Source organism: Pseudomonas sp. 39004 (genome assembly GCF_028682155.1).
Classification (GTDB): Bacteria; Pseudomonadota; Gammaproteobacteria; order Pseudomonadales; family Pseudomonadaceae; genus Aquipseudomonas; species Aquipseudomonas capeferrum.
Genome location: NZ_JANIAG010000082.1, coordinates 1 through 23890, shown reverse-complemented (window position 1 = coordinate 23890; position 23890 = coordinate 1). Strand labels below are relative to the sequence as shown.

Here is a 23890-nt window from a genome sequence, read left to right as displayed (position 1 = left end):
TCTTCCGATCTATCGAGACTCAGGCGTTTGGCTGGTTTTGACAGTGCATCTGACTGAGATTTTGGGGCCGTTTGCGGCCCCAAAAAAGCTTGAGCAACACCCTACAACTCCGGGTCCAGCCCTACCTTGTCCCCATGCCAATCGAACCGCTCCACCTCGTGGCGCCGCTTGCGGAAGCTGTACGGCGTCTCGCCATACTGCTTGCGGAACCACAAGATGAAGTGCGACGCATCGGAAAACCCGCACGCCAGGGCAATGGTGGTGATGTTCTGGCTGGTATTCACCAGCAACCGCCGCGCATGGTCCAGGCGCAGCTTGCGCCAATAGTTGGCCGGTGGTTCCTGGGTGTTGGCGACGAACTCGCGGTGCAACTGGCGAGGGTGGGTGCCCACCGCCTCGGCCACGGCCTTGAGCGTCATCGATGCATCCAGGTTGGCGCGCATGAAGGCAATGGCGCGCTGCACGCGGTCGTTCTGGTACACCGAATCACTGGCGGCCTGGCCTTCCTGCTGGTCGGCGCGCTCGTCCACCAGCAGGTACTCCAGCCCTTTCTGCGCCCGCACCGCACCGCAATGCCTGCGGATCAGGTTGGCCGCCAGGTCGATCGCCGTGCCGCCCGGGCAGGTAATGATGCCACGGTCATCCACATAGCTCTTGTCGATCACTGCGGTGGACAGCGGGAAGCGCTCCTTGAACTCGTCGCGCAAGGTGAAATGCAACGCGCAACGCCGGCCGTCGAGCAGGCCTGCCTTGCCCAGCACGAACGACGCCGAACACAGGGCAATGATCGGGATGTTCGCGGCATGCACCTCACGCAGCGCATCGAGCAGCCAGCCTGGCGGGTTGCGCGTTTCGCTCAACAGCCCGCCCGCCAGCACGATGTAGTCGTACTGGGCAAACAGGTTCAGCGGCTTGGTTGGCGAAATGGGCATGCCACAGCTGGCGGTGATCGGCTGGTCGTCGAGGGTCATCCAGTCCCATTGGCAGTACACCTGCTGGCTGCGGAACGACTTGTCGGCGGCGAAGCGCAGCGAGTCGACCAGCCCGGCGACGGGCACCAAGGTGAACTGATTGAGAAGGAGGAAACCGACCCGCAGTTCAGGCTTGATCTGCGAGACGGTTTCGGCGGCCTGCGGTTGTTGTAGGTATTGTTCGGCGACCATGGACGCTGCTCTCATCACATCCGAAGTGAATGCCATTCTAAGCGTACACCGGCGTCCGCCCTATCATATTCAGCACTATAAATAGAAGATCTCAGACAAGGCAGGACGCTACGGTTGTCTGCCGAGATACCCCGCCAAGGCCTCGCTCTTCCTTACTCTGACAAGGGTGCCAGTCCCTCGCTGAACGAACGCCTACTTCCTATCAATTGTCATGACTGTAATATCGCCCCCTGGCCGCGCTGAGCATCATGTATGCACAAGACAAACATGCTCAGAGGCACCCCTCATGTACCGTGGATTCTGGTATGCCCAGGCGCTGGACCTGGACAACGACCTCGCCCCTGCCCTGCAGGACTCGATTCAAGCCGACGTGTGTATCGTCGGCGGCGGCTTCCTTGGCTTGTGGTCGGCTATCCGCCTGAAGCAGGCCCACCCGGAACAAACCATCGTCATCGTCGAGCGTGACCGCTGTGGCTCGGGTGCCAGCGGACGCAACGGCGGCGTTGCCACCAACTGGTGGGGCAAGTACCTGTCGGTGCGCACCATCTGCGGCGACGCCGAAGCCAGGCGCATCTGCGAGGCCGCCGAGTCGGCCATCGACGAAATCGGCAGCTTCTGCCAGGAACACGGCATCGATGCCCAGTACCGCAAGGACGGCTGGCTGTGGACTGCCACCAACCCGCGCCAGATGAATTCGTGGCGAGTGCTGACCGACGGCCTGCAGAAGCTCGACGTCAACCCCTTCCAGGAACTGGACCGCCAGACCATTCGCGGGCGGGTCGGCTCGCCGCTGGTGCTGGGCGGCATCTACGACCCCAACGCCGCCACCGTGCAGCCCGCCATGCTCGCCCGTGGCCTGCGCCGGGTGGCGCTGAAGCTGGGCGTGCAGATATTCGAGAAGTCACCGTTCACCCACCTACAGCGCGGCGCCAACCCCGTGGTGCACACCGCCAAGGGCCAGGTAAAAGCCAAACAGGTGGTACTGGCACTCAACGCCTGGGGCGCGCAGTTCCCGGAGCTGCGCCGGATGATCGCGATCATGTCCAGCGACATGGTGGCGACGGCACCGGTCAAGGCCAAGCTCGATGCCATCGGCTTCAGTGGCGGCGAATGCATGACCGACTCGCGCACCGTACTCAACTACTGGCGCAACACCCCCGACGGGCGCGTGGTGTTCGGCAAGCCGCTGGGCCAGTTCGCCTACGCCGGGCGCATCGGTAACCTGTATGAAAAGCCCTCGCCGGCGGCCGACAAGGTCGCAGCCGAACTGCGCCGCCTGTACCCGCAACTGCAAGACGTGCCGGTGGTCAGCAGCTGGACCGGCCCCATCGACCGGGCCATGAAGGGTTTGCCGAACTTCGGCTACCTCGACCACCACCAGAACATCAGCTACGGCATTGGTTTTTCCGGCAACGGCGTGGCGACCACCGTGTTTGCCAGCCGCATCATCAAGTCGCTGGTCGAGCACGCCAATGACGAATGGGCCAACTGTGGCCTGGTCAACCAGAAGATGAAAATGCTGCCGCCAGAGCCGTTGCGTTTCTTTGGCGCGCACTTGGTGCGTGACGCCCTGGTTCGCAAGGAAACCCTCGAAGACCATGATCAGGATGCCGGTTTCGTCACCCGCCGCCTGGTGGCCATGGCCCCGGCCGGCTACGTGCCAGCCCAGAAAAAATAAGGAACGGACCGTGAGCGAACATATCGTACTGCTCGACGACGAGGGCCTGGCGCCCTCCACCCGCCTCAAGCGCCCCGACTGCGCGCACACCTGGCAGCAGTTTGCCTACACCGGCCCCGAGCAGATGCTCGACCACCTGCAGGACGCGACCATCGCGTTCACCTGCAGCGTGCCGCTGCGTGAGGAACACCTGCGCCAGTTGCCGAAGCTGAAGATGATCTCGCTGGCCCTCACTGGCCGCGATATCGTCGACGTCGATTACTGCGACGCCCATGGCATCGAGGTCGCCAGCGTGCCGGGCTATGCCGCCAACACCGTGGCCGAGCACAGCCTGGCGATGATCCTCGAACTGTTCCGCCGCCCGGCCGCGTTCACCCGGCTGATGCGTCAGGTGCATGCCGGCGAAAAACCGTACCAGAACATCTACTTCAACCACCGCATTCGCGATGTGCGCGACAAGCAGCTGGCGATCATCGGCAGCGGCCCGATCGCCCTGCGCCTGGCGCACCTGGCGCGAGCCTTCGGCATGCAGGTGCTGTTCGAAGACCGCGGCGGCATGCGTCAGGGCCCGGACTGCCGGCCGCTGGCCGAATTGCTGCGCAGCTGCGACGTGCTGTCGATCAACTGCCCACTGACGCCGGCCACCTACAACCTGATCGATGCGACGCAGTTGGCGCTGATGAAGCCCGATGCGGTGGTGGTCAACACCGGCCGTGGCGGCGTGGTCAACGAGGCTGCGCTGATTCAGGCGCTGCAGGCAGGCCGCCTGGGCGGCGTGGCGTTGGACGTGGTCGAGCAGGAGCCGCTGCACCCAAGCAACCCACTGTTCCAGTTGATCGACCGCGACGACTTTTTGCTCAACCCGCACATCGCCTGGAGCAGTGAAGATGCCATGCAGCAGTTGATGGACAGCGCCGTGGACAACATCAGCGATTTTGTCGCCCGCCAAGCCAACGCAAAAAGGATCCGAAGCGCATGAGCCTGGTCACCAAGAGCAACTATGTCGATGGCGCCTTCGTCGCGCTGGACAGCAGCAATGATGTGCTGGAAAACCGCAACCCGTCCAACCCCAGCGAGGTGGTCGAGCGTTTCGTGCGGGCCGACCAGGCGCTGACCGAGCGGGCCCTGCGGGCTGCCCGCCGCGCCGCGCCCGCCTGGGCCCGCAGCAACCCGCAGCAACGCGCCGACGCGCTGGACTTCATCGGCACAGAAATACTTGCCCGCCGCGAAGAACTGGCCATGCTGCTGTCGCGCGAGGAAGGCAAGGTCTTGCGTGAGGCACTGGGCGAGGTCGACCGGGCCGGCCGTTCGTTCAAGTTCTACGCCCAGGAAGCCCTGCGTGCCGAAGGCGAAAAGTACCCATCGGTGCGCCAGGACGTGGGCATCGATGTGTTCACCCAGCCACTGGGCGTGGTCGGCATCATCGCCCCGTGGAACTTTCCGATCGCCATCCCCGCGTGGAAGATCGCCCCGGCGCTGTGTTTCGGTAACTGCGTGGTGTTCAAGCCGGCCGAACGGGTGCCCTCCTCGGCCTGGGCGCTGGCCGAGATCATCTCGCGGGCCGGCTTGCCCGCCGGGGTGTTCAACCTGCTGATCGGGCCAGGGCGCAGCGTGGGCGACACTTTGATCCGCTCGCCGCTGGTCGATGGCATCAGCTTCACAGGCTCCGAGCACACCGGCCGGCAGATCGCCAGGCTGGCCGCCGAAGGTATGAAGAAAGTGCAACTGGAGATGGGGGGCAAAAACCCGTTGATCGTGCTGGACGATGCGGACCTTGAACAGGCAGTGGAGGTGGCACTGAACGGCTCGTTCTACAGCACCGGCCAACGCTGCACGGCAAGTTCTCGGGTGATCGTCACCAAAGGTATTCATGACGCCTTCGTGGCGCGCCTGGCGGAGCGCACCCGCGCGCTGAAGGTGGGCGATGCGTTGCAAGCGGCTACCGACATCGGCCCCGTGATCGACAGCCGGCAGCTGGAGCAGAACCTGTCATACGTGGCCTCTGGCCTTGAACAAGGCGCGAAGCTGGTGTGTGGCGGGCAGCATATCGACAACCAGGCAGATGCCTACCTGTTCACCCCTGCCCTGTTCACCGAGGTAACGCCGCAGATGCGCATCTACCGCGAGGAGATCTTCGGGCCGGTGCTGAGTGTGCTCAAGGTGAGTGATTACGACGCGGCGTTTGCGGCTGCCGAGGACACTGCATTTGGCCTTTCGGCCGGTATCGTGACCACTTCGCTGCGCCATGCCGAGCATTTCAAACGGCACAGTTCAGCGGGGATGGTGATGGTCAACCTGCCCACGGCGGGGGTGGATTATCACGTGCCGTTTGGCGGCAACGGCGCTTCGAGCCTGGGCTCGCGGGAGCAAGGGACCCATGCGCGGCAGTTCTTTACCCGGGTGAAGACCACTTACCAATTGGCGTAAACGGCGCTGGAGGCGCCATGCGGCGGCAACCCAGGAATTGAACTACTCGCACGTTGGGGTGCTCTTAAACACTGAGTGGTTTATTTCCTTGGGCTTCACGCTACTGGAGAATACGCTATGCGCCACCTATTCCTCGCCCCCGCGCTGCTGCTCCTGCTGCCTGCCGGTGCTGCCCTGGCCCGCGTCGACGCGGGCGACGTGGCCACCTCGGCCGGTGTTTCCGCTTCGTTGTATTCGACCTTCAAGGACGACAAACGGATCATCCCGGCCCGTGACGAGCTGTCTGCGTTCGTCGCCAGCGGTGGTGCGATCCGCGGCGCCTATGTGGAGTCGGCGCTGGAACAGGCGCGCAAGGACCATCCCGGCCTGCAGGCCAACGATGAAGAACTGGCCCGGGCCATACTGTCGCAGGACGACCCTGTCGCCGACCATTGATCACCCCGCCTCGAGCAAACCCGCACCTACCCTTTTAGCAGCATGAGCAGGTGCGGGTTTGTGCGTCAAAGATTCCGACAGGACTCGCAGCCGGCTGAAGGGGTGATAGGCTTCCAGCAACAATAACAATTGCCGCCGAGTGAGCCGATGAACATCCTCTACGACGAGCGGGTCGATGGGGCGCTGCCTGCCGTGGACCTGCCCGCCCTGCTGCAGGCCCTGCATCAAGCGTTGCCGGACCTGGCGATTCTGCACCGCGCCGAAGACCTCAAACCCTATGAATGCGACGGCCTCTCGGCCTACCGCACAGTGCCGCTGCTGGTGGTGCTGCCCGAGCGCCTGGAGCAAGTGCAGACCTTGCTGCAACTCTGCCACCAGCGCGGTGTGCCGGTGGTAGCGCGCGGTGCCGGCACCGGTCTCTCTGGCGGCGCCTTGCCACTTGCCAAAGGCATCCTGCTGGTGATGGCGCGCTTCAATCGCATTCTCGAAATCAACGCCCAGGGCCGCTTTGCCCGTGTTCAGCCCGGGGTACGCAACCTGGCCATCTCCCAGGCTGCCGCGCCCCATGGCCTGTACTACGCCCCCGATCCCTCATCACAGATTGCCTGCACCATCGGCGGCAATGTGGCGGAAAATGCCGGCGGCGTGCATTGCCTGAAGTACGGTTTGACCGTGCACAACCTGCTCAAGGTGGAGATGCTCACGGTCGAGGGCGAACGCCTGACACTGGGCAGCGACGCCCTCGACAGCCCCGGTTTCGACCTGCTGGCACTGTTCACTGGCTCCGAAGGCATGCTCGGCATCATCACCGAGGTAACCGTCAAGCTGCTGCCCAAGCCCCAGGTGGCGCGGGTGCTGCTGGCCAGTTTCGACTGCGTGGAGGATGCAGGCAGGGCCGTGGCCGAGATCATCGCCGCCGGGATCATCCCTGGCGGGCTGGAGATGATGGACAACCTGGCGATTCGCGCCGCCGAGGACTTCATCCACGCCGGCTACCCGGTGGACGCGGCGGCGATCCTGCTGTGCGAGCTTGATGGTGTCGAGGCAGACGTGCATGACGACTGCCAGCGGGTCGCAGCGGTGCTGACCCAGGCAGGCGCGCGCGAGGTGCGGCTGGCCTGCGACGAGGCCGAACGCGCGCGCTTCTGGGCCGGGCGCAAGAACGCGTTCCCGGCGGTGGGGCGCATCTCGCCGGACTACTACTGCATGGACGGCACCATCCCCCGCCGTGAGCTGCCCCGGGTGCTCAAGGGCATCAGCGAACTCTCCGAGCACTACGGCCTGCGTGTGGCCAACGTGTTTCATGCCGGCGACGGCAACATGCACCCGTTGATCCTGTTCGATGCCAACCGGCCAGGCGAACTGGAACGCGCCGAGGCCATCGGCGGCAAGATCCTCGAACTGTGCGTGGCCGTGGGCGGCAGCATCACCGGCGAGCACGGCGTCGGGCGGGAGAAGATCAACCAGATGTGCGCGCAGTTCAACCGCGACGAAATCACTTTGTTCCACGCAGTCAAGGCCGCTTTCGATCCGCAGGGTTTGCTCAACCCCGGCAAGAACATCCCTACCCTGCACCGCTGCGCCGAGTTCGGCGCGCTGCACGTGCACCACGGGCAGCTGCCCTTCCCCGAGCTGGAGCGCTTCTGATGAGCAAGGACCGCGACATGAGCCAGGCCCTGCTGGACCAGGTAAACCAGGCACTGAGGCTGGGCACCGCGCTGCGTATCCAGGGCGGCAACAGCAAGGCCATGCTGGGCCGCCCGGTGACCGGGGAGCTCGTAGATACCCGCAGCCATCGCGGCATTGTCAGCTATGACCCGACCGAGCTGGTGATTACCGCACGCGCCGGCACGCCGCTGCTGGAGATCGAAGCGGCGCTGCACGAAGGCGGCCAGATGCTGCCCTGCGAACCCCCACACCTGGGCGCCGAAGCCACCCTCGGCGGCGTGGTCGCTGCGGGCTTGTCCGGGCCACGGCGGCCATGGGCCGGGGCGGTGCGCGATTACGTGCTCGGCACACGTGTCATCACCGGCCACGGCAAGCTGCTGCGCTTTGGTGGCGAAGTCATGAAGAACGTTGCGGGGTACGATTTTTCGCGGCTGATGGCCGGTAGTTTCGGGTGCCTTGGCCTGCTCACCGAGGTGTCGCTGAAGGTATTGCCGCGGCCGCGCCAATGCCTGAGCCTGTGCCTGCCGATGGGCCGCCAGCAGGCGCTCGCGGCACTGGCCGAATGGGGCCAGCAGCCGCTGCCGATCAGCGCCGCCTGCCATGACGGCGAGGCACTTTACCTGCGCCTGGAAGGCGGTGAAGGCTCGGTGCAGTCGGCACGCCAACGCCTGGGGGGCGACGAGCTCGACAGCGGGTTCTGGCACGACCTGCGCGAACAACGCCTGGCCTTTTTCGACGACCCGGCGCCGTTGTGGCGGTTGTCCGTGCCCATCGCCAGCGGGGCGCTGAACTTGCCTGGGCGCCAGCTCATCGACTGGGGCGGTGCGCAGCGCTGGCTGAAGTCGAGCGCATCGGCCCAGTCGATTCGCGCAGCCGTCGCCCAGGTCGGCGGCCATGCCACCGGCTACGCGCCGGGTGAGGACAGCAGCGCACCACTGCCTGCGGCCCTCTTGCGCTACCACCGCGCACTCAAACAACAGCTCGACCCCCAGGGCATTTTCAACCCTGGCCGCCTGTACCCGGACCTGTGAGGCCCTGCCATGCAAACCAATCTGAGCGAAGCCGCCAAACGCCTGGCCCGCGCCGAAGAGGCCGAAAGCATTCTGCGCAGCTGCGTGCACTGTGGGTTCTGTACGGCCACCTGCCCCACCTACCAGTTGCTCGGCGACGAACTGGACGGGCCACGCGGGCGCATCTACCTGATCAAGCAGGTGCTCGAAGGCGCGCCGGTCACCGCCAGCACGCAACTGCACCTGGACCGCTGCCTGAGCTGCCGCAACTGCGAAACCACCTGCCCTTCCGGCGTGAAGTACCACGACTTGCTGGACATCGGCCGCGCCGTGGTCGAACAGCAAGTACCGCGCCCGCTTGGCCAGCGCCTGCTGCGCCAGGGCCTGCGGGCCGTGGTGCCGCGCCCCGCACTGTTCAAGGCCCTGAGCTTCACTGGCCAGGCGCTGCGCCCGCTGTTGCCAGCGGCACTCAAAAGCAAGTTGCCGGCCCAGGTCGCCGCACCCGGGCAACGACCGGCGCCGCGCCATGCGCGCCGGGTGCTGTTGCTCGAAGGGTGCGTGCAGCCTGCACTGTCGCCCAATACCAACGCCGCCGCCGCACGCCTGCTGGACCGCCTCGGCATCAGCGTCGAACCGATCCGCGAGGCCGGTTGCTGTGGCGCGGTGGATTACCACCTCAACGCCCAGGCCCAGGGTTTGCAGCGCGCCCGGCGCAATATCGACGCTTGGTGGCCGGCCATCGAGGCAGGTGCCGAAGCCATCGTGCAGACGGCAAGCGGCTGCGGCGCGTTTGTGCGCGATTATGCCCACCTGCTGGAGAAGGACACGCAGTACGCCGCCAAGGCTGCACGGGTCAGCGCCCTGTCCCGTGACCTGGTGGAAGTGCTGCGAGAAGAGCCGGTCGAGCAACTTGGCCTGTGCGCCGAACAACGCCTGGCCTTCCATTGCCCCTGCACCCTGCAACACGCTCTGAAGTTGGGCGGTGCGGTTGAAAGCTTGTTGATCCGATTGGGTTTTAGCCTGACCCCGGTGCCAGACGGCCATTTGTGCTGCGGCTCGGCCGGGACCTACTCACTGACCCAGCCTGAACTGTCACGGCAATTGCGCGACAACCGCCTCGACGCCTTGGAAAGCGGCAAGCCATCTATCATCGTCACCGCCAACATTGGCTGCCAAACCCATCTCGACGGGGCCGGGCGCACACCAGTCAGGCACTGGATCGAAGTCGTCGATGCAGCTTTGAACCAGGAGAACAGCCAGGCATAGCAAGCCCGTGGTCGGCCAGGCACACTTCGCCCGCGTGTTCGACGATGGCGGCCTCTGCTCGAAAATCGCCATGACATCTATGCCATAACCACATCTCGTCCCGCCTGTAGACCTGGTAAATTTGCCAGTTGCCTAGGAAATGCCAGCCCCTTACTAATGGGCAGCCGCACCCTTTCCCTGAGCAGGAGCACCTCACCATGGCAAAGCTTACTCTTACACAGTACCTCACTTACCTTGGCACTGAGACTCGCACGATGGGGTGGGGTGCACTTCTGATTTATGACCGTGCCAAGACAAACGCGTTGCTGGCACAGGAGTACATAGAGCGCTTCGATAAAGATCAGTACTTTCCGCCGTTCAACGAGTCCGAAGAAACCGATCAGAACGCCTGGTCCGACATGCAAGACTTCATCCTCGACAGACCTCGCCTTTCATTCACCAACTCCAACATAGCCAGTTCACGCGCGCGTTTGAGCATGAAAGTTGTCGGTGGTAAATACGTCACCTTGGTCAAGCCCGTCGGCAACCGATTACTGGATATTACCAGTATCGCGCTGATGGACCCGCTGAATGCCCCCTCGCTGCACATGGACATCCGCCTTGAAGAAAGCAATGGAGGCACTATCACCGACGAGGGACGCGTGCTCCTCGACTTGTCCAGGGGTGAAAGCTACACCTTCCATCTTTCCAGTTCGGAAGACCGTAATAGAAAACTGGGGTTGGCACTGGAACAAGAATTTCGCAGTTGGGATGATTCGCGAAAGGTTTTTGAACTCAGCCGTATCGTGGCGGGCGACGATGACCTGCAGCCCCACTCATTCGCGGTTAGAACCCACTCCGCAGCGCGTGCGGGCAGCGCATCCGTCAGCCTGGAAGAAGACCAGGAAGAAGGCGCCGTGTTGATTGGCGTCGCGCTAAAAGGCATGGGCAATGGCATGTTCCCGATCAATGACAGGGACATGCCCTACTTGCTACCGATGGTAGGCCCAAACGAAGAACCCTATTCAATGAACATCTTGCTGTCCAATCAGCAGTGGATAGCGATCTCCTTGGGCCAGGCACTGCAGAATCTGGAGGCCATCCGGGCTATTGTCCTCAATTACCCTACCACCCCGACCGGTAAGGTAACAGGGGTCGCCGCCAGGGCCGGTGAAATCATGCCGGAGACCTTTTCTTATAGACTCCCAGAGAATTTTAGGTGGTACAGGCGGACGCGCGCTTACTCACTGTATATCTATGAGGTCCTACCTGCGTCGATTGACATTGGCGGCGCCATTGAATTCAAGGTTATCGATGACACCATCCAGCTCATGTGGCAAAGCCCCAATACAGTCCGCCACGTGAAATTCCATATCAACGATAGAAACGGTGACGCCTCAAAAACTTACCCGGCCACTATAGACACCCGCTTTAGCGTTAAGTACGCGTTTGTCATCCTCACAGAAGGCCCGGACAAAGGGAAACTCAGATTAGAACAAGTTGGCGAACTTGAAGACCACTTCACCATGGCCATAGAAGATGCAACCGGGGATTTTGATGTACTCAATCAGTTCCACAGTAGTATAATCGCAGCTTGGCACAGAGCAATGCTCGAAACATTCAACCGGTTTGTAGCTGTCATCACAGGTGCCGAAGTGACAATCAATGCCATGCACCTCAACCATTTGCTATTCCGCAGCCAACAAGCGGCCGAACCGCGCAACGTGTATACCCCCTGTGACCTGACCTTGCTGGGCACCTTGGCACCCGACCGCTTGCACTTCGCAATCTCGCCATTGGAACCGGTCGTCGCTGCGGGTGGCGTTCAGCCCTTCTCGATCACGCCCAGCAACGCGCAAGTCAAATGGTCTGTCGACAATTTACCGGGTGAAACGGGTGACAAAGGCGCAATCGGTGAGGACGATGGGCTCTACATCGCGCCCCCTGCAAGTAGCTTTGAAGGCGAAACCTCGCGCCGCATCCTGATCACGGCTCGCGATGGCGACAAGTTCAGCCAGGCGCTGGTCAGCATTACGGTCAGCGATATCTCTGTTTACCCCCACCTGCAGGTGGCGCAGTTCGGCGGCGCACGTTATGTGCTGGTAGGTGGGGACGGCAATGGACAGGAACTGGATTGGGAAATGGCGCCCGGTGGCAAGGGTACCCTGCGTCGTCCTGACCCTGAAGGTTTAGATTCTGATCTGGACATCCCGGAGGGCCAGGACGTCTGCATCTACGTCAGCCCGGACCGTGACCCTTCTGGTGGACAGGGGGATGTGGAGCAAGCGCTACATCTGGATCAGGTTGTGGCACGGAACGTTTCCGGGAACGCACGGACCATTGACCTGTTGGTCCCCTGGAGCAATCCCAATGCATGGTTCGAGGTGGAAGCACATCCGCAGGGTGTAAAACTGTCAATGTGGGTGGACGCAATTGGAGGCGCTGAAGAGATCCCACCGGAAGATGCCTTCTGGTACCTGGTCAAGGGGAGCGGACAACTGAACCAGAACATCTACACACCCTCTGAGTCATCAAACGATTATGCAATCATCGCTGCAGTCGAGGACTACAGCCGATTGACGTATGCCTACATCGTGCTGCCTCTGCCTTTTATCGCACTGCGTAAGTTCAATGCATTGCGCCACGCCGGGGATAGCGGCAAGGACAAGTGACCACCCTTGGCGCAAGCTGCAACTGATCCAGGCATGCATCTACGTGCACCAAAAGGCAGGCTGCAGCGCACAGACGTAGCCTGCCCATTGGCCAACTCAGACCTTTCTTACAAGCTATTCGGAATCGGCTTACTTGTGGCTTTCCGCCAGTAAAAACATGATCAGCATTCTCGATCCAGAGGAGGCTGCGCATGCACCCACAGAACCGCACAACCGCCGAACTACGCAGCGCCCTGCGTGAATTGATCGCACACGAAATAAGTAACCCGGACGATGACCCGCACCTGTCGGGGGTGCTGTTTTTCTGCGCCACCGACGAGCGCACCCGTGAGTTGATCGAACGCATCGAGCTGCTGGCCAGCGAGGTGTTCTTCGACGCCAGTGGGCGTGCCATTAGCCACAGAATGCAGGCTATTGCGGTTGACGGGGTGCGTATCAAGCAGAAGCACAAGGCGCCAGCCGATGAGACGGTGATACGCATCGCATTACCCGAAAAAGGCTACATCACCGTGAGTACGGCACGCTTGTAAAAGCGCCACATTCGCACTGTGCGATGAATTGCGATCCGCTATCCTCAGCATTCCCCTGCTCCGGACCGTTTCATGGAACTGCACATCCGCCTGGAAGGCCGCAAAGGCCTGGCCGACCAGCTCTACCAGCAACTGCGCGCGGGCATCGACAGCGGCCACCTGGCCGCTGGCACCCAACTGCCACCTACCCGTCTGCTCGCTGAACAACTGGGCGTGTCTCGCAAGACCGTGGCCGAAGCCTACTCGCGGCTGACCTACGACAACCTGCTCAGTGGCGTGGTCGGCCGTGGCTCCTTCATTACTCCGCAACTGCCTTTGCGCACCAACGAAGTGGCCGCTATTCCACTGGCGGGTGCCGCATCCCTCGAGCGTTGGCAACAACGCGCTACCGTGCTGGGCAGGCGGCAACTGCAAGCACCGTCGCGCTATGACTTCGTCGGCGGCACCTCGAGCAAGGCGCAGTTCCCCTTCGACCAGTGGCGCAGCTGCCTCAACTACGCCCTGCGCCGCAGCCAGCGCCATCCAGAGCGGCAGTTCACTGCCCAGGGCCTGCCCGAACTGCGCGAAGCCATCGCCCACCACATCGCCTACGCCCGCGGCGTGCACTGCAGCGCCGCAGACGTGCTGGTGTGCAATGGTGCGCAACAGGCGCTCGACCTGATCGCGCGGGTGCTGATCGAACCCGGTTGCCCGGTGGCCATGGAGGACCCCGGTTACCCGCCAGCACGGCAACTGTTTCTGGCCTTGGGCGCACGCCTGCAGTCAGTAGCGGTGGATGATGAAGGGATGTGCGTCGAACAGATCGCCGATGGCACACGGCTGATCTACGTGACCCCTTCGCACCAGTTCCCATTGGGTATGCCGATGAGCGAACCGCGCAGGCGGGCCTTGTTGGCACGCGCCGCCGAGCTTGGCGCATTGATCATCGAGGACGACTACGACTGCGAATTCCGCTACCAAGGGCCGGCCGCCGACGCCCTGCAGCGCCTTGACCGACATGGCCTGGTCGCCTACGTCGGGACCTTTTCCAAGACCCTGCTGCAGGAGTTGCGCCTGGGCTATGCCGTGCTGCCGCCCGCCGTGCTGCAGGCCGCCTGCGTGGCCAAGCACCTCAGCGACTGGCACAGCCCGACCCTGCTGCAATGGGCCCTGGCGCGCTTCATCAGCGAAGGCCACCTGAACAGGCACATCCGCCGCTGTCACGACGTCTACAGTGCACGCCGCGAACGCATCCTCGCACGCCTGGAGGGCGACCTGTCGCCCTGGTTCAGCGCCGTGCCGGCCAGCGCCGGTTTCCACCTGAGTGCGCTGGCCAAGCCTGGGGTGGATGTCGAGCTGCTGGCCAACCTCGCACGCAAGGTGGAGGTCGGCCTCTATTCGCTGGCACCGTTTTTCAGCGAGGTGCCGGTGCGTCCCGGGCTGGTGCTAGGCTTTGGCGCCATCGAGCTGCTCGACATCGACACCGCACTCGACCGCGTCCGCGATACCCTGCAACGCCTCAGTTGACCGGCGCTGCCTGGCCATTGGCCGCCGGCCGCGCGATGGCGGCGGCATAACCGCGTGGCGCGAAACACGCTGTCACCAGCAGCATTGCCAGCACCGTGACGGTCAACAGCGTCCATGACGCCTGGAAGTCACCACTGACATCGCGCAGCCAACCGGTGATGTACGGCACGATGCCGGTGATGATGAAGCCGATACCCTGGACAAAGGCCGCCAGGCCGCCAGCCTCGGCGGGCGTTTTCAGGTGTTCCAGGGTCAGTGTCAGGCTCTGGCTGAAACAGGCCCCGAGGCCGAAGCCGATCATCGCCACCCACAGGCCCATCGACAGCGTTGGCGCCAGCAACAGGCCAAGGAAACCTGCCAGCTGGATCGACAGCGCCAGCCACAACCCCGGCCGACGATCCACCCAACGGCGCAGCAACAACGGCAGGCCCAGCGCGCCGGCAACCTGGAAGATCGTCATCAGTCCCACCAGGTCGCCGCCGCCCTGGGCGGTGCCGCCATGCTCCAGGTGATAAGCCGGCAGCCAAGCGACCATGCTGGTGTAACCGCCATTGATCAGACCGAAATACAACGCCAGCAACCAGGCACGTCGCGTACCAAACCAGTGCCCGCCAGCGGCACCCGCCAGCTTGGGCGCATCCTGGCGTGGCCGCAGCAGCGTCCAGGCCAGCATCGCCAGCAGTGCCGGAATAGCCCACAGGCCCAGCCCGGCCTGCCAGTGGCCAAAGTAGCCACTGATATGCGGCCCAAGCACCGCCGCCAGGCCACCACCACTCATCAGCGCCGCGGAATACATGCCCATGGCGCCTGCCAGGCGACCCGGGAACCAGCGGTTGACCAGCCCCGGCATCATGCCTTGGACCACCGCGACGCCGAGGCCGGCGACCACTGCGCTGGCAATGAGCGCCCAGGCGCTGCCCAGTTGCAGGCGCCACAGGCAGGCCAGCGCGATCGCCGCAAGGCCGGCGAGCATGCCGCCATGCTCGCTGATCCAGCGCCGCAGCCAGGGTTGCAACAACGGCACCAGGCCCATGCACAGCACCGGCAGCGCGGTCAGCAGCGCCGCCTGCTGGTAACCCAGGCCCGTGCTGGCGCGCATGGGTTCGAGCAGTGGCCCGATGCTGGTAAGGATCGGCCGCAGGTTCAGTGCCAGCAGCATCACCAGCAACAGGTTCAAGGCCGCTCTCATTGCGCGTTGGCCTGTTGCCACTCAAGGTACAGGTCGGCTTCACCACTCGGTTTCAGCGCCCGCAATGGCAGGCTCTGCTGCTGCGGTGGGCGCGTCATCTGCGCGTAGACTGCAGCCGTGGACAACCCATAGGGCTCGCCCTCATCGTTGCCATAGGCGAACCAGGCCCGTTCGATGCCGCACAGGTGCATGGCCGCCAGGCACATCGGGCACGGGTGGCCGCTGGCATAGATCTCGGCGCCGTCCAGGCGCGCCTGGCCCAGGGCATGGGCGGCCTTGCGAATGGCCAGCAGTTCGGCATGGGCGGTCGGGTCCTGGCTGCTGTGGATCTCGTTGACCGCGCGTGCTACCACGCGCCCCTGATACACCAGCACGGCGCCAAAAGGCCGGCCACCGGCTTTGATGTTGGCACGGGCCAGATCGAGTGCTTCGCGCATGTAGCGTGCTTCGGACATGAATCGGTTCTCCTGTTGCAAGACCTGGCCATTATCCCGGCTTGCAGGCCTTGGCAGAAATGAAGAGATTGGATGCACCTCAGTGGCCACCTGAATGCACCGATTGGCCTCCCGGCAAACGCTGCGATTGGCTATCGGGCCGATCGACGCACAGCGCTAAGGTAGCGCCATGTCCACCCCACACCTTCTGGAGAACACCATGAACACGCGTATCGAATGGGCCAAGCACGCACCGGAAGCCTACAAAGCCATGGTTGGCCTGGAACAGGCGCTGGCCAAGAGCGGCCTGGAAAACTCGTTGCTCGAACTGGTGCGCCTGCGCGCTTCGCAGATCAACGGCTGCGCCTATTGCATCAACATGCATGCCAATGACGCACGTAAAGCAGGCGAAACCGAAGCCCGCCTGCAGACGCTGAGTGTGTGGCAGGAAACCGCCTATTTCACCCCGCGCGAGCGCGCCGCGCTGGCCTGGGTAGAAAACCTGACCCGCCTGCCTGAGCGCGGTGCGCCACAGCCTGAGTACGAGGCGCTGCAAGCCCATTTCGAGCCGCAGGAAGTGGTCAACCTGACACTGGCCATCGCCACCATCAATGCCTGGAACCGCTTCGGCGTCGGGTTTGCCATGGTTCCGGCGTGATCGATTGCTGATTGCCCGTACCGGCCTGTTTGCGGCCGGTACGGGCACACTTACCGCGCAACCAACCTGGCGCGATAGCTGCCCGGGCTCTGCCCGGTCCATTTCTTGAACGCCCGGTGAAACGCGCTGGGTTCCTGAAACCCCGCCAGCTCAGCCACTTCGGCGATGCTCAGTACCCCTTCGCGCAGGTGTTCAAACGCCATCGCCCGGCGCACTTCGTCCTTGATCTGCTGGTACGAACGCCCCTCCCGCTCCAACTGCCGGCGGAAGGTGCTGGCGCTGGTTCCCTGCTGCTGCGCCAAAGCCGCCAAGGTCGGCCACTGCCCATAGCGCCGCGCGCGCAGGTGGCGATAGACCTCGGCCACCAGGCCATTCTGGTTGCGAAAGCGAATCACCAGGCCTTGGGGCGCGCTACGCAAGAAGCCCTTCAAAGCCTGCAGATTCTGCACCACGGGCAGGCGCAAGTAAGCGCTGTCGAACTCCACTTCGGTACGCCCACTGCCCAGGCGCAGGTCAGGCCCCCACAGCAGCAGGTCGTCGTCCTGGGCAGGGCGCGACACCGCCAGTTCGGTGCGGTCGATGCCGATGCGCCGCCCCGCCAGCCAGCACAGCAGGCCGATCATCAGCACCAGGTAGGTTTCCTCGGCGTATACCCGGGTCAGCGGGTCGGCGATGCTCGACTGCACGCTGATCACTGCCCTGCCCGCGCGCACCGTGAGGCTGCCGCGCAGGTCACGCAGGAACAAGCCAAAACCGCCCATGCACTGACGCAGGGCTTTTTCCAGGTTCGGCTCCAGAATCAGGCCGCGGCAGATCAAGGCAAAGCTGCCCAGCGGCATGCCGTGGCTGTCGAGGCGGAAGAACTCGTCGTCCAACCGTTGAATCAGCGCCAGCCACAGCTGCGCGAATGCCTTGGCCGGCACCCGGGCCTGAGGCTGGTCGAGCCACTGTGGATCGATGCCGACCGCACGCAGGTGTGCATCGCGCACGTCCGGGCGGTCGCGCAGGGCGTGCAGCATGGCCTTGAGGAAGTACACGGCGACCGTATCGCTATCGCGCATGGCGGGTTTCGCTGTCTATGCTGAGTGGCAAAAACTGCCAGGTTGAATGAACAGATCCGGCATAGGCTCTGGCAGAGCCTTTGCCTAGACTCGGGTGAACAAAGGGATCGCCGGCCATTCTCGCAGAGCCAGGCCCGGTCCCGCCATGCCTTCGCAATCGGAGCCCTTATGAGCAGCGCAGAAATCTACGTCGTCAGTGCCGTCCGTTCAGCCATTGGTGGCTTTGGCGGTTCTCTCAAGGACCTGCCGCTGGCAGACCTCGCCACCGCCGTGACCCGCGCCGCCATCGAGCGTGCCGGCGTGGATGCCGGGCAGATCGGCCACATGGTGATGGGCAGCGTGATCCCCACCGAGCCGCGTGATGCCTACCTGGCCCGGGTGGCGGCGATGAACGCCGGCATCCCCAAGGAAACCCCGGCCTTCAACGTCAACCGTCTGTGCGGCTCGGGCTTGCAAGCCATTGTTTCGGCAGCGCAGTGCCTGCTGCTGGGCGACACCGACGTGGTCCTGGCGGCGGGCGCCGAGTCCATGAGCCGCGGCCCGTACTTGCTGCCGCAGGCACGTTGGGGCGCGCGCATGGGCGACTTGCAAGGCATCGACTACACCGTCGGCGTGCTGCAGGACCCCTTCGAACACTTCCACATGGGCATCACCGCCGAAAACGTTTCGGCCAAGCATGGCATCACCCGTGAAATGCAGGACGCGCTGGCCCTGACCAGCCAGCGCCGCGCCGCACGCGCCATCGCTGAAGGCCGTTTCAACAGCCAGATCGTCCCGCTGGAACTGAAAACCCGCAAAGGCAGCGTGCAGTTCAGCGTCGATGAGCATGTGCGTGGCGATGTCACCGCAGAACAGCTGGCCGCCATGAAGACTGTGTTCAAGAAAGACGGCACCGTCACCGCCGGCAATGCCAGTGGCATCAACGACGGCGCTGCCGGCCTGGTGCTGGCCAGCGGTGACGCCGTGCGCCGTCTGGGCCTGAAGCCGCTGGCACGCCTGGTGGCTTACGCCCATGCCGGCGTCGAGCCCGAGCTGATGGGCCTGGGCCCGATCCCGGCGACCCGCAAGGTGCTGGAAAAAACCGGCCTGCGTGTGCAGGACCTGGACGTGATCGAGTCCAACGAGGCCTTCGCCGCCCAGGCCTGCGCCGTAGCCCGTGCGCTGGACTTCGACCCGGAAAAGGTCAACCCGAACGGTTCGGGTATCTCCCTTGGCCACCCGGTCGGCGCCACCGGAGCGATCATCGCCACCAAGGCCATTCATGAGCTGCACCGCATTCAGGGCCGCTACGCCCTGGCCACCATGTGCATCGGCGGCGGCCAAGGCATCGCCGTGGTCTTCGAGCGCGTCTGAGGGAAACTGCCCCATGAACATTGAACAAATTGCCGTGATCGGCGCAGGCACCATGGGCAACGGTATCGCTCAAGTGTGCGCGGTGGCGGGCTACCAGGTGCTGCTGGTGGACGTGTCCGATGCCGCGCTGGAGCGTGGCGTGGCAACCTTGAGCAAAAACCTGGAGCGCCAGGTCAGCAAAGGCACGCTCAACGCCGACAAAGCCGAGGGGGCGAGAACCCGCATCCGCACCAGCACCGACTATGCCCAGCTCAGTGGCGCGCAGTTGGTGATCGAGGCGGCCACCGAAAACCTGCAGCTCAAGCAGCGCATTCTGCAGCAAGTGGCCGCCAACGTTGCCGCCGACTGCCTGATTGCCACCAACACCTCGTCGCTGTCGGTCACGCAACTGGCCGCGAGCATCGAGCACCCGGAGCGCTTCATCGGTGTGCACTTCTTCAACCCGGTGCCGATGATGGCCCTGGTCGAGATCATCCGTGGCCTGCAGACCAGCGACAGCACCTACGCGCAGGCCTTGCTGGTGACCGAAAAGGTCGGCAAGACCCCGATTACCGCCGGCAACCGCCCAGGCTTCGTGGTCAACCGCATCCTGGTGCCGATGATCAACGAAGCGATCTTCGTGCGCCAGGAAGGCCTGGCCAGTGCCGAGGACATCGACACCGGCATGCGCCTGGGCTGCAACCAGCCGATCGGCCCCTTGGCACTGGCCGACCTGATTGGCCTGGATACCCTGCTGGCGATCATGGAGGCCTTCCATGAGGGCTTCAATGACAGCAAGTACCGCCCTGCCCCGTTGCTCAAGGAAATGGTCGCGGCCGGTTGGCTGGGGCGCAAAAGCGGCCGCGGTTTCTTCACCTATTGAGGAGCGAGTGCCATGCCCCCGGTCAACGCTGCGATGCGCTGTGCCAGCTTTGAAGAGCGACGTGACCAGGCCATGGCGCTGTTTGCCGAAAAGGGTTTTGGCCAGGTCAGCATGCGTGAACTGGCAGCCCACGTGGGGTTGACCGCCGGTTCGCTGTATCACCACTTCCCGAGCAAGCAGGACCTGCTGTACGACTTGATCGAAGAGTTGTACGAGGAGCTGCAGGCCACCCTGGACCAAGGCCGCCGCGCCATGGCCCGGGGGGCATCGGCGTTGTCGTGCCTGATCGCAGCGCATTGGCAGTTGCATGCCGAGCGGCCCTTGCAGTTTCGCCTGGCAGAGCGGGATTTATGTTGTTTGAGCGAGGCGCAACAGACTCACCTGGCGTCGTTGCGCAAGCGCTATGAGGCAGGGTTGCTGCGTTTGATTGCACCGCAGGCGAAACTGCCAGGGCAAGCGCTGGAGGCTACTGCGCATGTGCTGGCGACGTTGCTTAACCAACTGCCGGGGTTGCTCAAGTCATTGCCTCAAGCGCAAGGCTTGGAGCTGATGGAGAACTTGCTGGTCGGTGGGATCGAGCGGACGCTGCGATAGCCTGCCAGGGCCTCTTCGCGGGGCAAAGCGGATCGCCGCACCGCCGCGAAGGCCAGCTGCCTCAGCGCAACAGCGCCTGAATCTGTTCGTGCAGGGTATCCAGGTCGAACGGCTTGGCCAGGATCGGCGCCTTGCGCGTGATCGGGCTGCCCGATTCGAGAATCTCCGCCGGGTAGCCACTGATGAAAATCACCTTGAGCTCCGGTCGAAGTTTTACCGCAGGCTCGGCGATCTCCACCCCCGAGATGCCCCCTGGCAATCGAAAATCAGTGACCATCAAATCCAGGTGCGGCTTGCTCGCCAGGATCTTGAAGGCCTGCTCACCGTCTTCGGCCACCAGTACGTGATAACCCTCGCCTGCCAGGTAATCACGCAAAATCATGCGAATGGCCGGTTCATCCTCGACCACCAGCACCACATCTTGTGCATCTTCACTCATGATAACGCCTTGAAATTCTTACAGTTGGCCATCTGACCCCAGGCTTACGCAGAGGTTGCCCGCGCCTGGTCGTTTTGTTGTTGGAACGTTGCCAGCGGCAATTGCAGGGTGAATGTGGCGCCCTGGCCTTCCTCGCTGTCAACCAGAATCCGCCCACCGTGGGCCTGGACGATCTGCTCGGAGATAAACAGCCCCAACCCCAGCCCACCACTGGCCTGCTGCGCAGCGACCCGCTCGAACTGCTGGAAGATCCGCTGCTGGTTGGCGGCGCTGATACCGATGCCGTGATCCTGCACCTGAACCCAGGCCATGCCATCCTGTTCGAACACGCGAACTTCCACCGGCTTGCGTTCGCCGTAACGCATGGCATTGGACAACAGGTTGGCCACCACTTGTTCAATCCGAAACTCGTCCCACTCGCCCTGCAACGTTTCGCAGCACTGCAGCGCAATGTGCGTTTCCAGCGCCGTGGCCTGGGCCGTGAAGTTTTCCACCAGGCCACGCACCAGCTGGCCGATGTCAAACACCTTGGGCCGCAACGACAACTTGCCGGTACGGATGCGCGAGACGTCGAGCATGTCCTCGATCAAGCGGATCAGGCTGTTGATCTGCCGTTCGTCACGTTCGACCATAGCCTGCAGCTTGTCGGCGCTGAAAGCCTCCAGGTTGCCCCGTGCCAGGTGCATCTTGCGCAGCTGGGTTTCCAGGATCAGGCCATTGAGCGGCGTACGCACCTCGTGCGAGACGATCGACATGAAGTCGTCGCGCATGCGCACTGCATGCTCCAGCTCGCCCCGCGCCAGTTGCAGCTGGTTCAGCAATATCTCCTGCTCCTGGCGGCTGCGCTCCAGGGCTTCGAGCTGCCGACCTAGCACCTTGCGCTGGCGGAACAGGTCGACGAACACCGAGACCTTGCTTTTTACCGCCAGGGTGTCGAGCGGCTTGTGCAGAAAGTCCACCGCCCCGCTCTCGTAGCCCTTGAAGGCGTAATTCATCTCGCGCCCCGCCGCACTGACGAACACGATCGGGATGTTCTTGGTCTTGTCGGTGCCGCGCATCAGTTCGGCCAGCTCGAAGCCGTTCATGCCCGGCATCTGCACATCGAGAATGGCCAGCGCGAATTCGTGCTCCAGCAGCAGCGACAACGCAGCTTCGGCAGACTGGGCCTGGTGCACCTCGCGATCTTCGCCCTGGATCAGGGCATCGAGCGCCAGCAGGTTTTCCGGCAGATCGTCGACGATCAGCAGTTTGGCGATGGTGTGGCTTAGCATGCGCGAATTTCCAGGGTCGCGAGCAGTTGCCCGATACCGCTCAGAGTAAGGATATGGTCGGGCTGATGCAGGGCCAGCGCGGCCTCCGGCATCAGGGCGACCTGTGCGTCGCGAGGGTCCTGGACAATTGTGCGGCCCCCATTGTTCTTGATGTAGGCAAGGCCCTTGGCGCCGTCTTCGTTGGCACCGGTGAGCAGCACGCCAAGCAAGCCGTCGCCATAGGCATCGGCCGCCGAAATGAACAGGAAATCGATCGCCGGGCGCGAGAAATGCACAGGTGCTTCCTGGCTCAGCGACAGCGTCAGGTCGTGCTCCACCGACAAGTGATAGCTTGGCCCCGCCACGTAGACCTGCCCGGCACTGATCCGTTCCTTGTCGCACGCCTCGCGCACCGGCCGGTGCAAGCGCCGCTGCAGCACTTCGGCCAGTTGGCTGTGGCGGTCGTCCGGCAGGTGCAGCACGCACAGCACCGGGAGGGTGAACGCCGGAGGCAGCGCGCCGAGCACCTCGAACAGTGCCGCCACCCCGCCCGCCGAGGCGCCAATCACCACTGCACGTATGCCGTTCATGATTTGCGGTAGATCCGTTCAGGCTTGACCAGCGGCTCGAAGCGCTCGCTGTAGGCCGAAAAATCTACCGACTCCTTGCTGCCCAGCACCAGGAACCCCCGGTGGCAGAGCGACTCATGGAACAGCCCCAGGGCCCGGTCCTGCAGGTCCTTGTTGAAGTAGATCAGCACATTGCGGCACGACACCAGCTGGGTTTCGGAGAACACGCTGTCGGTGGCCAGGCTGTGGTCGGCGAAGGTCACATTGTCGCGCAGGCTGCTGTCCATGATGGCGTTGCCATAGGCCGCAGTGTAGTACTCGGCGAAGTCGCGGCGGCCACCGGCCAGGCGGTAGTTTTCTTCATACTCGCGCATGCTCTGCATCGAGTAGATACCTTGCTTGGCCTTGTCCAGCGAATGCGGGTTGATGTCGGTGGCATAGAGGATGGTGCGCTCGAGCAGGCCTTCCTCTCGCAGCAGGATGGCCATCGAGTACACCTCTTCACCGGTGCTGCAGCCGGCGACCCAGATCTTGATCGACGGCCATGTGCGCAGCAGCGGCACCACTTCGTTGCGCAGCGCCAGGAAGTGGCTTGGGTCACGGAACATCTCGCTGACCGGGATCGTCAGGAACTGCAGCAACTGCATGAACATGCCCGGGTCGTGCAGCACCCGCTCCTGCAGCGCCGAGACTGTCAGGCAGTCGAACTGGCGCAGGGCATGAAGGACCCGGCGCTTGATCGAAGCGCCGGAATAGTTGCGGAAATCGTAGCTGTACTTGAGGTAGATCGCCTCGATCAGCAGCCGGATCTCGATGTCGGTGTTGCGCTCGCTAGTCAAATTCGCTCCAGTTGCGGCAGCCACACCCGGATCAACGAGAACAGGCGGTCCAGGTCGATCGGTTTGGCCAGGTAATCATTGGCGCCAGCCTGCAGGCAACGCTGCTGGTCATCCTTCATCGCCTTGGCGGTCACGGCGATGATCGGCAGCTTGCGCCAGCGCGCTTGCTGGCGGATCAGCCGGGTCGCCTCGAAGCCGTCCATTTCCGGCATCATCACATCCATCAGCACCAGGTCGATGTCGTCATGCTGTTCCAGGCGTTCGATGGCCTCGCGCCCGTTGCGGCCGATCTCGACGATGGCGCCCTT

At 63.4% G+C, this 23890-nt stretch carries 23 protein-coding genes; 14 read left to right on the top strand and 9 right to left on the bottom strand.

Annotation, left to right across the window (positions count from 1 at the left end):
* Window positions 1-101: 101 nt before the first annotated feature.
* A complete protein-coding gene (locus NP534_RS15470) occupies window positions 102-1163 on the bottom strand; it encodes a GlxA family transcriptional regulator (RefSeq protein WP_033698786.1) in 1062 nt (353 codons plus the stop codon).
* 286 nt (window positions 1164-1449) lie between these two features.
* Between NP534_RS15470 and NP534_RS15465 the strand changes: the two genes are divergently transcribed.
* From NP534_RS15465 to pdxR, 10 genes are all read left to right on the top strand, one after another.
* Window positions 1450-2841, top strand: coding sequence for an NAD(P)/FAD-dependent oxidoreductase (locus NP534_RS15465; RefSeq protein WP_186661248.1), 1392 nt, complete (start codon window positions 1450-1452; stop codon window positions 2839-2841).
* Window positions 2842-2851: 10 nt separating this feature from the next.
* Window positions 2852-3820 (top strand): NAD(P)-dependent oxidoreductase, encoded by a 969-nt coding sequence (locus NP534_RS15460; RefSeq protein WP_274099286.1) that lies wholly within the window; start codon window positions 2852-2854, stop codon window positions 3818-3820.
* A complete protein-coding gene (locus NP534_RS15455; protein ID WP_274099285.1) occupies window positions 3817-5268 on the top strand; it encodes an aldehyde dehydrogenase family protein in 1452 nt (483 codons plus the stop codon). The genes NP534_RS15460 and NP534_RS15455 overlap by 4 nt, the downstream gene beginning before the upstream one ends.
* 117 nt (window positions 5269-5385) lie before the next feature.
* Window positions 5386-5703, top strand: coding sequence for a DUF2388 domain-containing protein (locus tag NP534_RS15450; protein WP_012271811.1), 318 nt, complete (start codon window positions 5386-5388; stop codon window positions 5701-5703).
* Between the two features lie 147 nt (window positions 5704-5850).
* Window positions 5851-7350: a glycolate oxidase subunit GlcD gene (gene glcD / locus NP534_RS15445; protein WP_274099284.1), complete on the top strand. Its 1500-nt coding sequence runs from the start codon at window positions 5851-5853 to the stop codon at window positions 7348-7350.
* On the top strand, window positions 7350-8402 hold the full coding sequence (gene glcE / locus NP534_RS15440) for a glycolate oxidase subunit GlcE (RefSeq protein WP_274099283.1): 1053 nt from the start codon (window positions 7350-7352) through the stop codon (window positions 8400-8402). The genes glcD and glcE overlap by 1 nt, the downstream gene beginning before the upstream one ends.
* Window positions 8403-8411: 9 nt before the next feature.
* Entirely contained in the window at window positions 8412-9647 is a 1236-nt protein-coding gene (gene glcF, locus NP534_RS15435) for a glycolate oxidase subunit GlcF (RefSeq protein WP_274099282.1), read from the top strand.
* 197 nt (window positions 9648-9844) lie between these two features.
* Window positions 9845-12298, top strand: a complete 2454-nt coding sequence (locus tag NP534_RS15430; RefSeq protein WP_274099281.1) for a hypothetical protein — start codon at window positions 9845-9847, stop codon at window positions 12296-12298.
* Between the two features lie 191 nt (window positions 12299-12489).
* Window positions 12490-12828, top strand: a complete 339-nt coding sequence (locus NP534_RS15425; protein WP_274099280.1) for a hypothetical protein — start codon at window positions 12490-12492, stop codon at window positions 12826-12828.
* A 72-nt stretch (window positions 12829-12900) separates the two neighbouring features.
* Complete coding sequence (pdxR, locus tag NP534_RS15420; RefSeq protein ID WP_274099279.1) at window positions 12901-14334, top strand: MocR-like pyridoxine biosynthesis transcription factor PdxR; 1434 nt, start codon at window positions 12901-12903, stop codon at window positions 14332-14334.
* Here the strand turns inward: pdxR and NP534_RS15415 are convergent.
* Together NP534_RS15415 and NP534_RS15410 are read right to left on the bottom strand one after the other, a co-directional pair.
* Window positions 14327-15523 carry a cyanate transporter gene (locus NP534_RS15415; RefSeq protein WP_274099278.1) on the bottom strand — a complete coding sequence of 399 codons (1197 nt, stop codon included), beginning with the start codon at window positions 15521-15523 and terminating at the stop codon, window positions 14327-14329. The two genes, pdxR and NP534_RS15415, sit on opposite strands and share 8 nt — an antisense overlap.
* Complete coding sequence (locus NP534_RS15410; protein ID WP_274099277.1) at window positions 15520-15978, bottom strand: nucleoside deaminase; 459 nt, start codon at window positions 15976-15978, stop codon at window positions 15520-15522. Before NP534_RS15410 ends, NP534_RS15415 begins: the two co-directional genes overlap by 4 nt.
* 199 nt (window positions 15979-16177) lie before the next feature.
* Between NP534_RS15410 and NP534_RS15405 the strand changes: the two genes are divergently transcribed.
* Window positions 16178-16615, top strand: a complete 438-nt coding sequence (locus NP534_RS15405; protein ID WP_274099287.1) for a carboxymuconolactone decarboxylase family protein — start codon at window positions 16178-16180, stop codon at window positions 16613-16615.
* 50 nt (window positions 16616-16665) lie between these two features.
* Here the strand turns inward: NP534_RS15405 and NP534_RS15400 are convergent, their stop codons facing one another.
* A complete protein-coding gene (locus NP534_RS15400; protein ID WP_274099276.1) occupies window positions 16666-17676 on the bottom strand; it encodes an AraC family transcriptional regulator in 1011 nt (336 codons plus the stop codon).
* A 168-nt stretch (window positions 17677-17844) separates the two neighbouring features.
* Here NP534_RS15400 and NP534_RS15395 point away from each other — a divergent pair, with 168 nt between their 5' ends.
* Genes NP534_RS15395 through NP534_RS15385 form a run of 3 tightly spaced genes read left to right on the top strand, consistent with a single transcriptional unit; the run spans window position 17845 to window position 20485 of the window.
* Window positions 17845-19029 (top strand): acetyl-CoA C-acyltransferase family protein, encoded by a 1185-nt coding sequence (locus tag NP534_RS15395; protein ID WP_274099275.1) that lies wholly within the window; start codon window positions 17845-17847, stop codon window positions 19027-19029.
* Between the two features lie 13 nt (window positions 19030-19042).
* Entirely contained in the window at window positions 19043-19891 is an 849-nt protein-coding gene (locus tag NP534_RS15390; RefSeq protein WP_274099274.1) for a 3-hydroxybutyryl-CoA dehydrogenase, read from the top strand.
* A gap of 12 nt (window positions 19892-19903) precedes the next feature.
* Entirely contained in the window at window positions 19904-20485 is a 582-nt protein-coding gene (locus NP534_RS15385; protein ID WP_274099273.1) for a TetR/AcrR family transcriptional regulator, read from the top strand.
* 61 nt (window positions 20486-20546) lie between these two features.
* Here NP534_RS15385 and NP534_RS15380 read toward each other — a convergent pair whose 3' ends face one another.
* From NP534_RS15380 to NP534_RS15360, 5 genes are all read right to left on the bottom strand, one after another.
* Window positions 20547-20924 (bottom strand): response regulator, encoded by a 378-nt coding sequence (locus NP534_RS15380; protein WP_186661272.1) that lies wholly within the window; start codon window positions 20922-20924, stop codon window positions 20547-20549.
* Between the two features lie 44 nt (window positions 20925-20968).
* Window positions 20969-22195 (bottom strand): hybrid sensor histidine kinase/response regulator, encoded by a 1227-nt coding sequence (locus NP534_RS15375; RefSeq protein WP_274099272.1) that lies wholly within the window; start codon window positions 22193-22195, stop codon window positions 20969-20971.
* A complete protein-coding gene (locus tag NP534_RS15370; RefSeq protein WP_274099271.1) occupies window positions 22189-22764 on the bottom strand; it encodes a chemotaxis protein CheB in 576 nt (191 codons plus the stop codon). Before NP534_RS15370 ends, NP534_RS15375 begins: the two co-directional genes overlap by 7 nt.
* On the bottom strand, window positions 22761-23582 hold the full coding sequence (locus tag NP534_RS15365) for a CheR family methyltransferase (RefSeq protein ID WP_274099270.1): 822 nt from the start codon (window positions 23580-23582) through the stop codon (window positions 22761-22763). The genes NP534_RS15370 and NP534_RS15365 overlap by 4 nt, the downstream gene beginning before the upstream one ends.
* A partial coding sequence (locus tag NP534_RS15360) for a response regulator (protein ID WP_274099269.1) occupies window positions 23579-23890 on the bottom strand: 312 nt, incomplete at its 5' end. The genes NP534_RS15360 and NP534_RS15365, both read right to left, overlap by 4 nt.